At 71.9% G+C, this 12,803-nt stretch carries 13 protein-coding genes; 7 read left to right on the top strand and 6 right to left on the bottom strand.

What is annotated here, in order from left to right; genetic code table 11:
- Window positions 1-45: 45 nt before the first annotated feature.
- Window positions 46-684 carry a hypothetical protein gene (locus tag ABZ484_RS18045; RefSeq protein ID WP_358866866.1) on the top strand — a complete coding sequence of 213 codons (639 nt, stop codon included), beginning with the start codon at window positions 46-48 and terminating at the stop codon, window positions 682-684.
- 146 nt (window positions 685-830) lie between these two features.
- Window positions 831-1,175 (top strand): DUF2516 family protein, encoded by a 345-nt coding sequence (locus ABZ484_RS18050; protein ID WP_030164751.1) that lies wholly within the window; start codon window positions 831-833, stop codon window positions 1,173-1,175.
- Between the two features lie 76 nt (window positions 1,176-1,251).
- Here ABZ484_RS18050 and ABZ484_RS18055 read toward each other — a convergent pair whose 3' ends face one another.
- The 3 genes from ABZ484_RS18055 to ABZ484_RS18065 all read right to left on the bottom strand — a co-directional run bounded on the left by ABZ484_RS18055 (window position 1,252) and on the right by ABZ484_RS18065 (window position 5,046).
- Window positions 1,252-2,661: a SpoIIE family protein phosphatase gene (locus ABZ484_RS18055; RefSeq protein WP_358866867.1), complete on the bottom strand. Its 1,410-nt coding sequence runs from the start codon at window positions 2,659-2,661 to the stop codon at window positions 1,252-1,254.
- Between the two features lie 276 nt (window positions 2,662-2,937).
- Window positions 2,938-4,074, bottom strand: a complete 1,137-nt coding sequence (locus ABZ484_RS18060; protein WP_358866868.1) for an NlpC/P60 family protein — start codon at window positions 4,072-4,074, stop codon at window positions 2,938-2,940.
- A gap of 186 nt (window positions 4,075-4,260) precedes the next feature.
- On the bottom strand, window positions 4,261-5,046 hold the full coding sequence (locus tag ABZ484_RS18065; protein ID WP_358866910.1) for a class I SAM-dependent methyltransferase: 786 nt from the start codon (window positions 5,044-5,046) through the stop codon (window positions 4,261-4,263).
- Between the two features lie 318 nt (window positions 5,047-5,364).
- Between ABZ484_RS18065 and mshA the strand changes: the two genes are divergently transcribed.
- A complete protein-coding gene (gene mshA / locus ABZ484_RS18070) occupies window positions 5,365-6,741 on the top strand; it encodes a D-inositol-3-phosphate glycosyltransferase (protein WP_358866869.1) in 1,377 nt (458 codons plus the stop codon).
- Window positions 6,734-7,234: a YbjN domain-containing protein gene (locus tag ABZ484_RS18075; protein ID WP_358866870.1), complete on the top strand. Its 501-nt coding sequence runs from the start codon at window positions 6,734-6,736 to the stop codon at window positions 7,232-7,234. Before mshA ends, ABZ484_RS18075 begins: the two co-directional genes overlap by 8 nt.
- A gap of 71 nt (window positions 7,235-7,305) precedes the next feature.
- Here the strand turns inward: ABZ484_RS18075 and ABZ484_RS18080 are convergent, their stop codons facing one another.
- Window positions 7,306-8,160, bottom strand: a complete 855-nt coding sequence (locus ABZ484_RS18080; protein ID WP_358866871.1) for an AraC family transcriptional regulator — start codon at window positions 8,158-8,160, stop codon at window positions 7,306-7,308.
- On the opposite strand from ABZ484_RS18080, the gene ABZ484_RS18085 reads away from it, so the two are divergent.
- Entirely contained in the window at window positions 8,159-8,596 is a 438-nt protein-coding gene (locus tag ABZ484_RS18085; RefSeq protein ID WP_358866872.1) for a DUF2000 domain-containing protein, read from the top strand. The two genes, ABZ484_RS18080 and ABZ484_RS18085, sit on opposite strands and share 2 nt — an antisense overlap.
- Before the next feature lie 49 nt (window positions 8,597-8,645).
- Here the strand turns inward: ABZ484_RS18085 and ABZ484_RS18090 are convergent, their stop codons facing one another.
- Entirely contained in the window at window positions 8,646-9,935 is a 1,290-nt protein-coding gene (locus tag ABZ484_RS18090) for an MFS transporter (RefSeq protein WP_358866873.1), read from the bottom strand.
- A gap of 185 nt (window positions 9,936-10,120) precedes the next feature.
- Between ABZ484_RS18090 and ABZ484_RS18095 the strand changes: the two genes are divergently transcribed.
- Both ABZ484_RS18095 and ABZ484_RS18100 read left to right on the top strand, forming a co-directional pair.
- Complete coding sequence (locus ABZ484_RS18095) at window positions 10,121-10,882, top strand: phosphoglyceromutase (protein WP_358866874.1); 762 nt, start codon at window positions 10,121-10,123, stop codon at window positions 10,880-10,882.
- 201 nt (window positions 10,883-11,083) lie between these two features.
- On the top strand, window positions 11,084-11,566 hold the full coding sequence (locus tag ABZ484_RS18100) for a hypothetical protein (RefSeq protein WP_358866875.1): 483 nt from the start codon (window positions 11,084-11,086) through the stop codon (window positions 11,564-11,566).
- 59 nt (window positions 11,567-11,625) lie between these two features.
- On the opposite strand, the gene ABZ484_RS18105 is transcribed toward ABZ484_RS18100, so the two are convergent.
- Entirely contained in the window at window positions 11,626-11,991 is a 366-nt protein-coding gene (locus ABZ484_RS18105) for a protein phosphatase (protein ID WP_358866876.1), read from the bottom strand.
- Window positions 11,992-12,803: the final 812 nt, after the last annotated feature.

Genomic DNA, 12,803 nt, shown 5'->3' on the forward strand with positions numbered 1-12,803 from the left:
ACACCAAAACCCTCAGCCGAAAGCGATCCGGGAGGATCAGTCACCATGGCCATCACCGACGACCTGCGCAAGACCCTCAGCGACCCGACGCCGCTCTACTTCGCCGCGGGCACCGCGGACCTGGCCCTGCGGCAGGCCAAGAAGGTGCCCGCCCTGGTGGACCAGCTGCGTGCCGAGGCCCCGGCCCGCATCGACGCCGTGCGCAACACCGACCCGAAGGCCGTCCAGGAGCGGGCCGCCGCCCGTGTGAAGGAGACCCAGGAGACCGTCCAGGCCAAGGTCACCGAGTTCTGGAGCTCGTTCGACTCGGACCTGAAGAAGTTCGGCACCAACCTCGACGCCGACCTGAAGAAGCTCGGCGAGACCGCGCAGGACCTGGCCCTGCGCGGGGTCGGTGTCGCCGCCGAGTACGCCGTGAAGGCCCGCGAGACCTACGAGAAGGTCGCCGAGCACGGCGAGCAGGCCGTGAAGACCTGGCGCGGTCAGGCCGCCGAGGGCATCGAGGACCTCGCCGAGGAGGTCGAGGAGCTCGCGGTCGCCGTCGAGCCCGAGGCGGACAAGCCCGCCGGGGCCGCCGGGACCAAGGCCGCGCCCGCCGCGAAGAAGGCCCCGGCGAAGAAGGCCCCGGCCCCGCGCCGGACCACGACCACCACCGCCAGGAAGACCACGCCGCCCGCCAAGTAGGCCAGGGCCGGGCGGAGGCACGCGTCCAGAGGCGCGCGTCACCCGTCCGGGCGACAGGCGTACGGGCCGGGCACCCCTGGGGTGTCCGGCCCGTTCTCCGGGTACGGTGGCCGCGTAGGAGTCGGAGAGAACGGGCGGTGGACAGCATGCTGATGTTGGGCTTCGCGGGGTTCCTGGGGATTCTGAAGATCCTCCTCATGGCCCTGGCCGCGTTCGGGCTCGTCGACGCGGCCATCAGGCGGGAGGACGCGTTCCGCGCGGCCGACAAGCAGAACAAGGTGTTCTGGCTGATCATCCTGGGCCTGGCGCTCGTCGTGAGCTACCTGTTCTCGATCTTCATGTTCCTGCCGGTCATCGGCGCGATCGCGAGCATCGTCTACATCGTGGACGTACGGCCCGCGCTCAAGCAGGTCTCCGGCGGCAGAGGCTGGGGCGGGCGCCGCGGCAGCAGCAGCGACGGCCCCTACGGGCCGTACAACGGCGGCCGGTGAGCCGACCGCCGTTCACGCCGTTCACGCCGTTCACGGCCCCCTGGCCGCGGACGCCCGGGGGCTTCCGCGGCAGGCCCTACGGCTCGCGGTCCAGCAGGACCAGTGCCACGTCGTCCGTGAGCTCGCCGCCGTTGAGCTCGCGGGCCTCGTTCACCGCCGCCCTCAGCAGTTCCTCGCGGCGCATGCCCTGGGCGAACCGGCGGCTGACCATCTCCAGCATGCCGTCCTGGCCCAGCCGCTCGCCCTCCGTGCCGATCCGGCCCTCGATCAGGCCGTCGGTGTAGAGCATCAGACTCCACTCGGCGCCCAGCTCCACCTGCGTCCGGGGCCAGCGGGCACCGGGCAGCAGGCCGAGGGCGGGGCCGTTGTTGTCGTACGGCAGCAGCCGGGCCGGCCGGCCCGGGGTGATGACCAGCGGGGACGGATGACCGGCCAGGCACAGGCCCGCGCGGCGGCCGTCGGGCGCGATGTCCACCGTGCACAGCGTCGCGAAGATCTCGTCGTCGGCGCGCTCGTGCTCCAGCACCTGCTGGAGGGTGTTCAGCAGCTCGTCGCCGCACAGACCCGCCAGGGTCAGTGCCCGCCAGGCGATGCGCAGCTCCACGCCGAGCGCCGCCTCGTCGGGACCGTGCCCGCAGACGTCGCCGATCATGGCGTGCACGGTGCCGTCCGGGGTGCGCACGGCGTCGTAGAAGTCGCCGCCGAGCAGCGCGCGCGAACGGCCCGGCCGGTAGCGGGCCGCGAAGTGCAGCATGGACCCGTCCAACAGGGGCGTGGGCAGCAGACCGCGCTCCAGGCGGCGGTTCTCCTGCGCGCGCAGCCTGCCCTCGGCGAGCCGGCGCTCGGCGGTGTCGGAGCGCTTGCGCTCCACCGCGTAGCGGATCGCCCGGCTCAGCAGGCGCCCGTCCAGCTCGTCACGGAACAGGTAGTCCTGGGCGCCGACCCGGACCGCCTGGGCGCCGCGCTCGGCGTCGCCGGACGCGGTGAGCGCCAGCACGGCGTGCCGGGGCGCGAGCTCCAGGACGTGCTTGAGCACGGCCAGCTCGTCGTCGTCACCGGAGCCTGACCCGCCGGACCCACCGGACCCACCGGACCCGCCGGACCGGCCGGGGGCCGGCAGCGCGAGGTCCAGCAGGATGCAGTGGACGTCGTCCGTGAGCAGCCGCTCGGCCTCGGTGAGGTTGCGGGCGGTGCGGACACGGATCGGCTTGCCGGCCGAGTCGAGCAGCTCGGGCACGAACGGCCGGCCGCCGGGATCGTCCTCGATCAGCAGCAGGGTGAGATTGGTGCTGTGGGTGAGGTGCGTGCTCTGGGTGCTGGTGTGGCCGCTGTGGCGGTTGTCCTTCTCGACCGTCGTTTCCTTCGGCTTCGTGGCTTCCCGGTGCGGGGCCGGTGCCGCGGAGGGGCCGCCGCCGTGGAACACGGTCTGCGCCTGACCACTCTCCGCGGCCGGGATCGCTCGCTGCCGCGGTACGGGCACGGGCATCGTCCTGGATTCCTTCCCTCCCCCCGAGGGCGTGGTGGGTACGAGGAACCGCCCCACCGCTGGGGACCATAGCGGTAGTCGGCGCCGCATTGGAATGGTGTGAGGCGCGTCGCTCCGGCTTCGGCCACTGTCATATGCCGCGATCCGTACCGGAGTTGGACAGGGCGCCCCCGCAGCGGGAATGACGAAGCTCACGTCCACTGTGGGTTTGATCTCGAAACCGGGTGGGGTGGGTCACATGGCGCAGGTCACCGGGGTGCCCGACGCCGGGAAACCTCAGCCCTCGTCCGGCCGTACGACCCCGAGGATCGGCATCTCACCGGCTCCCGCGAGAGTCACCGTCCGCCCCGGCCGCGGGGCGTGGATGATCATGCCGTCCCCGACGTACATCGCGACATGGCTGGCGTCGTCGAAGTAGATGATCAGGTCACCCGGGCGCATGTCCTTGATGTCCACGTGCCTGAGCCGCTTCCACTGCTCCTGCGAGGTGCGCGGGACGGGCCGGCCGGCGGCCGCCCACGCCCGCGAGGTCAGCCCGGAGCAGTCGAACGTCTTCGGTCCCTCGGCGCCCCACTCGTACGGCTTGCCGATCTGGGCCGTTGCGAACTTCACCGCGTCGCGCCCCGCCGCGGAGGCCTTGCCGCGGATCTTTTTGAGGACCCCGGTGTCCAGCCAGGCGGTCTGCGCCCGCCGGGCGGCCTGCTTCTCCAGCTGCGCCAGGCGCTCGCGCTGCCGCTTCTCCAGCTTGGTCTGGAGCTTCTCCGCCTCCTTGATCCGCTGCTGGATCCGCTTCTTCGCCCTGGCCTTCTCCTTGCGGCCCGCCTCCAACTGCTCCCAGCGGTCGTCGGCGGCGTCGGCGTACTGCTCCAAGTCCTGCTGGGTGCGGGTCATTTCCTGGATCAGGCCGTTGGTCGCGTGCTCGCCCTCCAGCACCCGGCCGGCGCCGTCGAGGAAGCTCTGCGGGTCGTCGCTGAGCAGCAGCTGGGCCTGCGGCGGCAGTCCGCCCGTGCGGTACTGGGCGCGGGCCGCGGCGCCGGCGCGGTCCTTCAGCCGGTCCAGCTTCTTCTGCCCGGCGACGATCTTCCGGGCCAGGTCGACGATCTCGGCGGACTGCTTCTTGCTCTTCTCCTCGGCGGCGTTGTAGGCCTCCGTGGCGACGGCCGCGTCGTGGTAGAGGGTGTCCAGCTTGGTGCGGACGGCCTCCAGCTCCTTGTCGAGGGCGTCCGGGGGAGAGGCGGGGTCGTCCGAGGCGGACGACGGAGAGGACGCGGAGGGCGGCGCCGAGGCGGTGGCCGTGGGACGAGGGGTGGGCTGCTGCGCGCTCGCGAACGCCGTGCCCGGCGCTCCCAGCACGGTGACCGCGCAGACCACGGTCACGGCCGCCGCGAGCGCACTTCGCCTGCCCCGTCCCATACCTCAGCCCCCATCTGATTAACCGTCAGTAACTTACGCTGTCCGGGGGATCGTGCCATGCATCCGCCCGAAGCGACAGAGGCGGGGCGACAGCGGACGGGTGTGCTCAACCCCCTCATCCTGCCCCGCGACCGGCACCCTTCCCGCCTGTGTGACGAACGACTCACGAAGATCGTTCCCCGCAGGTCAGCCGCGTGGTGCCAACGCCTGCCAGGTCACCGTCACTTCACCCTGACGCCACCGCCCCGGCCCGTCCGTCACCGGCCAGTCCTCCGCGAGGTCGCGCACCGCCCGCATCCAGCGCTGACGGGCGCCGTAGGAGGCGTAGGGCGCGGCGGCCGCCCAGGCGCGGTCGAAGTCGCGCAGGAACGCGTGCACCGGCTCGCCGGGGACGTTGCGGTGGATGAGCGCCTTGGGGAGGCGTTCGGCGAGGTCCGAGGGGCGGTGCAGGGAGCCGAGACGGGTGGCGAAGGTGACCGTGCGGGGGCCCTCCGGACCGAGCGCGACCCACACGTGCCGCCGGCCGATCTCGTCGCAGGTGCCCTCGACGAGCAGACCCCCGCGCGAGTGCCCGTCGGCCGGGGCGAGCCGCGCGCACAGCCGCTCCCAGACGGCGGCGACCTCGCCCTCGTCGTACTGCCGCAGCACGTTCGCCGCGCGGATGAGCTGCGGGCGCCGGGGGACGGGCACCTCGAAGCCGCCGTGCCGGAAGGCGAGGCCGTCGCGCTCGTAGGGCCGGGCCGCCGCCACCCGGGCCGGCTCGATCTCGATGCCCACCACGCGCGCGCGGGGAGCGACGGTGCGCAGCCGGTGCAGCAACTCGACCGCCGTCCACGGGGCGGCGCCGTAGCCGAGGTCGACGGCCACCGGATCGGCGGCGCGGCGCAGCTCGGCGCCGTGCACGGCCGCGATCCAGCGGTCCATGCGGCGCAGCCGGTTGGGGTTGGTCGTCCCGCGCGTCACCGTTCCCACCGCGGGGGTCCCCCCGCTCGGGCCGAGCCGAGAGCGGGGCAGGGTCGCGGCGCGGGATGTCATGGATACGAGGGTATGGGGGCACTCGGTGTGCGATGCGCGCGATCCGTACACCAGGTGACGCAGACCACGATCCCTGCCGGGCCGGCGGAACCGGGCGAGCGCGGCACGCGCCTCAGCATCGAACGGTTGAGCGAGATCGGGTAATGATTGGGTAAAGGGTCCGGCGGTGGAAATGGACCCGCGACCTGGCGTGTTGGCGCTTGAGGGGTGCGCCGCGCCCTCGTCCGGCAGGGCCGCAGCAAGGAGGAACGCCACGTGAGCCAGTACGTCAGCAGGCTCGGGCGGCGCTCCCCGGCGGCGCCCGCCCGGCTGCGGCTGCACCGCCGGCCCCGGCGCGTCGCCATGCTCTCCGTGCACACCTCCCCGCTGCACCAGCCCGGCACGGGCGACGCCGGCGGCATGAACGTCTACATCGTGGAGCTCGCCCAGCGCCTGGCCGCGCTCGGCATCGAGGTGGAGGTCTTCACCCGGGCGACCGAGGGCGGCCTCCCGCCCGCCGTCCAGCTCGCCCCCGGCGTCCTCGTCCGGCACGTCGACGCCGGCCCCTACGAGGGCCTGGCCAAGGAGGACCTGCCGGCCCAGCTGTGCGCCTTCACCCACGGCGTGATGCAGGCCTGGGCGGGCCACCGCCCCGGCCACTACGACCTGGTGCACTCGCACTACTGGCTCTCCGGGCATGTCGGCTGGCTCGCCGCGCAGCGCTGGGGCGTGCCCCTGGTGCACGCCATGCACACCATGGCCAAGGTCAAGAACGCCAACCTGGCCGACGGCGACACGCCCGAGCCGGCCGCCCGCGTCATCGGCGAGACCCAGATCGTCGCCGCCGCCGACCGGCTGATCGCCAACACCGACGAGGAGGCCGAGGAGCTGGTACGGCACTACGCCGCCGACCCGGCCAAGGTCGCCGTGGTGCACCCCGGCGTGAACCTCTCCCGCTTCCGCCCCTTCCCCACGGGCACCGGCGTCCTCTGCCCGGAGGACGCCCGGACCGCCCGTGCCGCCGCCCGCGAGCGCCTCGGCCTGCCGCCGGACGCCCTGATCCCGCTCTTCGCCGGCCGTATCCAGCCGCTCAAGGCCCCCGACGTGCTGCTGCGGGCCGTGGGCATCCTCCTCGACGAACGGCCCGAGCTGCGCTCGCGGATCGTCGTCCCCGTCGTGGGCGGCCCCAGCGGCAGCGGCCTGGCCAAGCCGGAGGGCCTGCAGAAGCTCGCGGCCCGGCTCGGCATCGCCGACGTCGTACGGTTCCGCCCGCCCGTCGGGCAGGACCAGCTCGCCGACTGGTTCCGGGCCGCGTCCGTGCTGGTCATGCCCTCCTACAGCGAGTCGTTCGGCCTGGTCGCGATCGAGGCCCAGGCGGCCGGGACACCGGTGCTGGCGGCGGCGGTCGGCGGCCTGCCGGTGGCCGTGCGGGACGGCGAGACCGGATTCCTCGTCGAGGGCCACGACCCGGCCGCCTACGCGCGGGTCCTGCGCGGCTTCGCCGACGACCCGGGGCGCCCGGAGCGGATGGGCGCCGCCGCCGCCCGGCACGCGCGGTCCTTCGGCTGGGACGCCTCGGCGGCGGCCACGGCCGAGGTGTACTCGGCCGCGTTGCAGGCGCATCGCCGTCGCGTACGCTCCCAGCATGGGTGACGTGGAAAAGGCCGGGCAGACCCTCGAGGCCGCCTTCAAGGACGCCGAGCTGGAGTGGGAGAGTCCCGAGCCCGGGAACTACGTGGTCAGGCTCCCCGGCACCCGCAAGCTCTCCACGACGGTCTCGTTCCTGGTGGGCCGTCACTCACTGTCGCTGAACGCCTTCGTCATCCGCCACCCCGACGAGAACGAGGCGGGCGTCCATCGCTGGCTGCTGGAGCGCAACCTCAGGATGTACGGCGTCGCCTACGCCGTCGACCGGCTCGGCGACGTCTACGTCACCGCCCGCCTGCCGCTGGCCTCCGTCACCGCCGAGGAGGTCGACCGGCTCCTCGGCCAGGTCCTCGAGGCGGCCGACGGCGCCTTCAACACCCTGCTGGAGCTGGGCTTCGCCTCCGCGATCCGCCGGGAGTACGCCTGGCGCGTGTCGCGCGGCGAATCCACCCGGAACCTCGAGGCGTTCACGCATCTGACGCAGCGCCCGGCTGACTGACGTGCGGCTGAGTGACGTCCGGCCGGCAGACGTACGCTGAGTGACGTACGGCCGGCGGCGGTCCGATCCGCTCAGTCCCTGGAAGTGCGCCGGTAACGCCCCGGCGTGACCCCCACCAGCCGCTTGAAGTGCCGGGTGAGGTGCGCCTGGTCGTAGAACCCGGCCACCGGCGCGACCTCGCCCGGCGGCAGCCCGTCCAGCAGCAGCCGCCGGGCCCGGCCGACCCGGCGGGACATCAGGTACTGGTGCGGGGCGATGCCGTACGCGCCGCTGAACGCCCGTACCAGATGGGCGGGATGGGCGTGCAGCAGCCGCGCGGCCTCCTCCAGCGAGGCACCGGCCACCACACGTGCGTCGAGCAGCTCCCGCAGCCGCCGGGCCAGCACAGGGTCGCGGCGCCGGGGTGCCGCCTCGGACCGGCGCCGCAGATGACCGCGCAGCCGCTCCCCGACGAGCGTCAGCCGGCTCTCCGCCTCCAGCTCGTCGCCCGGGCGGCCGAGCACGGCGTGCAGTTGGCCGACACGCCGCCGCAGCACCGGATCGCGCAGGTCCGGCCCGTCCACGGCCGCCCCGATCAGCTCCTCGCCCAAGTGGCTGCTGTCGAGGTACACCACCCGCTTGCGGAAGCCGTCCGGGGTGGCCGGCGAGCCGTTGTGCGGCACGTGCGGCGGAAGCAGCGAGACGGTGTCGTGCGGCGTGCCGTGCTCGTGCCGGTCGAGGTCGTACCGTACGGCCCCGTCGTCCACGATCAGCAGCGTCCAGGCGTCGTGGACGTGCATGGGGTAGGCGTACTCGGTGAAGTGGGCGTGGAAGACCTCCACGACACCCGGGACGCGCGGGCGCCAGGCGGAGACTTCGGGCGGGAAGGCGGCCACGCAAAGAACGTACAAGACCCGGTGCCCGGCCGCCGGGCAGTCTCGTCCCATGAACACCGAACCGACCGCCGGACCCGTCCGCTTCGACACCAAGATCGCCGTACTGCTCCGCGAGGACCTGGAGCCCTGGCAGCGTCTGAACGTCACCGCCTTCCTGGTCAGCGGCCTCGGCACCGCCGTCCCGGAGGTGATCGGCGAGCCGTACGAGGACGCCGACGAGGTGTCCTACCTGCCGATGTTCCGCCAGCCGGTCCTGGTCTTCGAGGGCACGAAGGAGACGCTGACGGCGGCGCACGGCAGGGCCCTGTCCCGAGCCCTCCCACGTGCCGTGTTCACGTCCGACCTCTTCGGCACGGGCAACGACCGCGACAACCGCGCGGCCGTGCGGGCGGTGGCGACCGCCGATCTGGACCTGGTGGGACTGGCGGTGCACGGCCCGAGGAACGCGGTGGACAAGGTGCTGAAGGGAGCGCGGATGCACCCGTAGGCCCCCTGGGTTTCCTCCGGCGGGTTTCCTTCGGCCCCGCCGTGGCGGCTCAGGCCGCGCTGACCTCGGGCTCGGCGGTGCCGGCCGCCTTCCCGGCCGTCTCCTCGGCCGCGTCCGTCTCCGCCGCCGTGTCCTCCTGGGCGGGCAGGCGCCGCATCAGGGCCCCGTAGCCGATCCCGGCCGCCGTGCCGACGGCCGCGCAGGACCCCCAGAGCCATCCCGCGCCGAGGTGGTCGATGACCGTGCCGGACATCAGCGGGGCGACGAGGGCGGCGACGGACCAGGACAGGGTGTACACGCCCTGGTAGCGGCCGCGCCCGTGCACCGGGGACAGCCGGACGACGAGCCCGGTCTGGGTCGGCGCGTTGATCATCTCGCCGAGGGTCCAGACGCAGACGGTGAGCGCGAAGACGCCGACCGACCCGGCGAAGACGGTGAGCCCGAACCCGTACCCGGCCAGCAGCGACGAGACGACCAGCAGCCGCTTGGGGTCCCGGCGCTCGATGAGCCGGGTGACCGGGATCTGGAGGGCGACGATCAGGATGCCGTTGACCGCGATCGCCATGCCGTAGTCGGCGGGCGTGAACCCGGCGCGGCCCATGGCGACGGGCAGGCCGACCGACCCCTGCTGGAAGACGAGCGCGACGAGGAAGGAGAGGCCGACGACGCCCATGAACCGCCGGTCACGCAGCACGGCCCCCAGGCCGACGTCCTGCTTGGCCTCGCGTGCGGCGGGGCCGGAGGGCCGGGACTCGGGCAGCCTGAGGAAGACGACGACGGCGCAGACGGCCGTCATCCCCGCCTCGATCAGGAAGCCGGCGAGGTAGCTGAACTCGGCGATGAAGCCGGCCGCCATGGAGGAGACGGCGAAACCGAGGTTGATCGCCCAGTAGTTCAGCGAGAACGCCCGCACCCGGTCCTCGGGCCGCACGATGTCGGCCATCATCGCCTGCACGGCGGGGCGCGAGGCGTTGGACGCCATCCCGACGAGGAAGGCGACGGCGGCGATCGCGACCGGGTCGCGCACGAACCCGAGCAGCGCGACGGAGAGCGCGGTGGAGGACTGGGCGACGAGCAGGGTGGGCCGCCGCCCGAGCCGGTCGGCCATCACGCCGCCGGCGAGCGAGGAGACGACTCCGCCGAGCCCGTGCAGGGAGGCGACGAGACCGGCGTAGGAAGCGGAGTAACCGCGGTCGAGCGTCAGGTACAGCGCCATGAACGTGGCGACGAAGGCGCCGAGCCGGTTGACCAGCGTGCTGGTCCACAGCCACCAGAACTCGCGGGGGAGCCCGGAGACGGTCTCGCGGGCGGCACGTCTGAAACGCGCGGCGGACGACATGGAGGACCCCCCGGATGTAAGCGGCTCAAGCGGTGAGCACAACTTACGAGGACGACTTGCCGGAAGGCCACTCGATTAACAGAACCAGTCAACTGACGAGGCGCCGGACAGCCTGACGGACCGGTCCCTGTCCGCCTGCCGGGCACCGGAGCAGGGCGCCGAATGCGTGGATTAGGCTCGGAGACATGGCCGACGCACCGTACAAGCTGATCCTCCTCCGCCACGGCGAGAGCGAGTGGAACGCGAAGAACCTGTTCACCGGCTGGGTGGACGTCAACCTCAACGACAAGGGCGAGAAGGAGGCGGTCCGCGGCGGTGAGCTGCTGAAGGACGCCGGCCTGCTCCCGGACGTGGTCCACACGTCCGTCCAGAAGCGCGCGATCCGCACGGCCCAGCTCGCCCTGGAGGCCGCCGACCGCCACTGGATCCCGGTCCACCGCTCCTGGCGCCTGAACGAGCGCCACTACGGCGCCCTTCAGGGCAAGAACAAGGCGCAGACCCTGGAGGAGTTCGGCGAGGAGCAGTTCATGCTCTGGCGCCGCTCCTACGACGTCCCGCCGCCCCCGCTGGCCCGCGACGCCGAGTACTCCCAGTTCTCCGACCCGCGCTACGCGACCCTCCCGCCGGAGCTGCGCCCGCAGACGGAGTGCCTGAAGGACGTCGTCGCCCGTATGCTCCCGTACTGGTTCGACGCCATCGTCCCCGACCTCCTCACCGGCCGCACGGTTCTGGTCGCGGCCCACGGCAACAGCCTCCGCGCCCTGGTCAAGCACCTCGACCAGATCTCGGACGCCGACATCGCCGGCCTGAACATCCCCACCGGCATCCCGCTCTCCTACGAGCTCGACGCCGACTTCCGCCCCCTCAACCCCGGCGGCACCTACCTCGACCCGGAGGCAGCCGCAGCGGCCATCGAGGCGGTCAAGAACCAGGGCAAGAAGAAGTAAGCGCCCACGAAGATGCCCCCTACCTGCGGTTTCTCCGCCGGGAGGGGGCATCTTCGCACTCTGGGGCCGCCTGTGGGCCGTCAGGGCGATGGGGCCGTGCGCTACGTGCGCTCTCCGGGCTCCGGAACACCGAGGGTGCGTCTATGCCCTCGCCCAGGAAAATGGGCTGCGTCGGCTCCGGTCGGTGTGCAGCATGGCCGGGTGCCGGATCTGTTGTGGGATGAGGTCAGGAGCTTCTTCGACCCGGACTTGATGGGGACGCTGCCTGAGGTGTGGGTCGGCGACGCCTCGGTTGAGGACTGGCAGGCGGTTCTCGACCTGGTCGAAGACAGCGGCTGGAGGCACGACTATCTCGAGGGCGAAGCTGTCATCCCGCTGCCTTCGGCCGAGAAGGTGCTGTCGCGCCCTGCGAACGCCGAGTGCCCGCTTCTGCGTGTCTGGCCTGTCCCCGAGGTTCTGGCGATCTTCCGGTTCTTGTCGGACAGCGTGATCGACTTCGATGTCGACCTGCGGGAGCTGCAGGGGCAGAAGCGGCTGGACATCCTGTGCGGGTTCTTCACGGCGATCGGGCGAAGGCTGGGCAAGCCGGTGCTGATGTCGGGAGAGGGCGGAGTGCATCCGGTGCTCGGGTTCGATGTGCAAGCGGACCGCGTGGTGCTGCTGGCCGACCCGGAAGTCAGCTGACCGCGTGAGCAAGAGAGTGCCGGACCGTCTCTCGGCCGTCAAAGGGCTCTCAGGCCGCCTCAGGAGGGCATTTCGAGGCTGGTCAAGAGGCAGGCGACGTCAAGGCCCGAAGTGAGGTACTGCTCGAAGACCTGGTTGTTCAAGGCCAGTGGGGAGCGCCTTTCCCGGAGAAGGGCAATCGCTGCGGTGGTGTCGTGTCCCAGCTCGATGAGCGTCTGAGCGACCACCAGGCTGGAGCGGTTGTAGCCGGAGTGGCAGCGGACCAATGTGGAGCGCCCATCCCGCACGGCCCGTGCGGCCATGAGGGCAAGCTGCTGGACCGTGAGGATCTGCCCAGCCGTGAGGGGGGCGTCTGGGATTTCAGAGACCACGTGCTCGATCTGGGGGTCCGGTCCGTGCCCATCGCGAGCAAAGAGACTGATCACCAGATCGAACTCCCGGACCGCAATGGCCGGCTGTATCTCTCCGGTGGGACCTGCCCAGAAATGGCCTCCCACCCAGAGACAGGGAACAACCTCATCCCAAGGCGTATCAGGCCCGGGGACGTCTCGGCCCCTCTGCCGTGTCTTCACCTGCGCTCCCTCCCGGTGAGTCGACGAGGCGATCACACCGAACGTTCCCGTCGACCGCTCTGTAGGGTGCTGTGTACTCATCATGGCCCTGGGCAGTGGCAGACAGTGCCGACAGCCCTCGGTGGCCCTTCCCCTGACATCCACGCCCCCGACATCCACGCCCCTGACATCCACGACTGACATCGACGACGTCGGACGGTGGCGTACACGAGCACCCCTGGCCGGTCGGCACGGTGACAGGAGACAGGACCAGGTCGAGCCCCAGAGCGAACTCCTGAAGCGTGTGTCGCAGCTTCGAATCCTGCCGGGGGCACAACTGAAGAGCCCCTGGATCAGACCTGGGTCCGGGGCCGTTGCTTCCAGCTTCCCCCGCGGCATCCCAGCCGAATCAGCGCCCCCGCCGTGGCCACTGCGCAACGGCCGTCACTGCCAGCCCCGCCGAATAGTCCTGGGGACAACCTGGGGACGCTGCCGAAGGGGCGGTACGCGAGTACCGCCCCTCCCCTCGGTAAGGTCGCCCCCGATTCGGGTCGCCCAGCCCGTGCTCAGCTCAGCGCGGTGTAGACGTTCCAGCCCCCACCGATCTTGGCCCGGACGGCATAGGGAGCGGACGCATTGCCCGTCCCCTTGTACAGCCACAGTGCGCCCGAACTGTCTCGGGCGAG

Source organism: Streptomyces sp. NPDC006393 (genome assembly GCF_040628575.1).
Lineage (GTDB): Bacteria > Actinomycetota > Actinomycetes > Streptomycetales > Streptomycetaceae > Streptomyces.

Excerpts from the sequence above, each read along its gene's own strand:
- ABZ484_RS18045 (WP_358866866.1), top strand. The coding sequence starts at position 46 with ATGGCCATCACCGACGACCTGCGCAAGACCCTCAGCGACCCGACGCCG.
- ABZ484_RS18050 (WP_030164751.1), top strand. The coding sequence starts at position 831 with ATGCTGATGTTGGGCTTCGCGGGGTTCCTGGGGATTCTGAAGATCCTC.
- ABZ484_RS18055 (WP_358866867.1), bottom strand. The coding sequence starts at position 2,661 with ATGCCCGTGCCCGTACCGCGGCAGCGAGCGATCCCGGCCGCGGAGAGT.
- ABZ484_RS18060 (WP_358866868.1), bottom strand. The coding sequence starts at position 4,074 with ATGGGACGGGGCAGGCGAAGTGCGCTCGCGGCGGCCGTGACCGTGGTC.
- ABZ484_RS18075 (WP_358866870.1), top strand. The coding sequence starts at position 6,734 with ATGGGTGACGTGGAAAAGGCCGGGCAGACCCTCGAGGCCGCCTTCAAG.
- ABZ484_RS18085 (WP_358866872.1), top strand. The coding sequence starts at position 8,159 with ATGAACACCGAACCGACCGCCGGACCCGTCCGCTTCGACACCAAGATC.
- ABZ484_RS18080 (WP_358866871.1), bottom strand. The coding sequence starts at position 8,160 with ATGGGACGAGACTGCCCGGCGGCCGGGCACCGGGTCTTGTACGTTCTT.
- ABZ484_RS18090 (WP_358866873.1), bottom strand. The coding sequence starts at position 9,935 with ATGTCGTCCGCCGCGCGTTTCAGACGTGCCGCCCGCGAGACCGTCTCC.
- ABZ484_RS18095 (WP_358866874.1), top strand. The coding sequence starts at position 10,121 with ATGGCCGACGCACCGTACAAGCTGATCCTCCTCCGCCACGGCGAGAGC.